The 287-nt window shown below is 65.9% G+C and carries 1 pseudogene; it reads left to right on the top strand.

Annotated elements, in window-relative coordinates:
* Positions 1-264 (top strand): annotated as a pseudogene (locus tag EN786_RS37275) (CoA ester lyase); the annotation flags it as partial.
* Positions 265-287 lie beyond the last annotated feature (23 nt).

A 287-nucleotide genomic window follows, 5' to 3' on the forward strand; every position in this document is an offset into this window, starting at 1 on the left:
GCCGCGGCGCTGGGCATCGAAGGCAAATGGGCGATCCATCCTTCGCAGATCGCTTTGGCCAACGACGTCTTCTCGCCGCCTGAGAAAGAGGTCACGCGCGCCCGCCGCATCCTCGAAGTGCTGAAGGAGGCCGAGGCGCTCGGCAAGGGTGCCGCCGCGCTCGACGGCAAGATGATCGATGCAGCTTCGGAGCGCATGGCCCGCAACGTGCTGGTGGTCAACGAGGCGATCGAGCGCGCCAGCCAGGCGCATGCCGCGCAATAGAACTACGGGAGGACAAGATGGAC

The sequence above is a fragment of the Mesorhizobium sp. M4B.F.Ca.ET.143.01.1.1 genome, from assembly GCF_004792275.1.
GTDB lineage: Bacteria > Pseudomonadota > Alphaproteobacteria > Rhizobiales > Rhizobiaceae > Mesorhizobium > Mesorhizobium abyssinicae.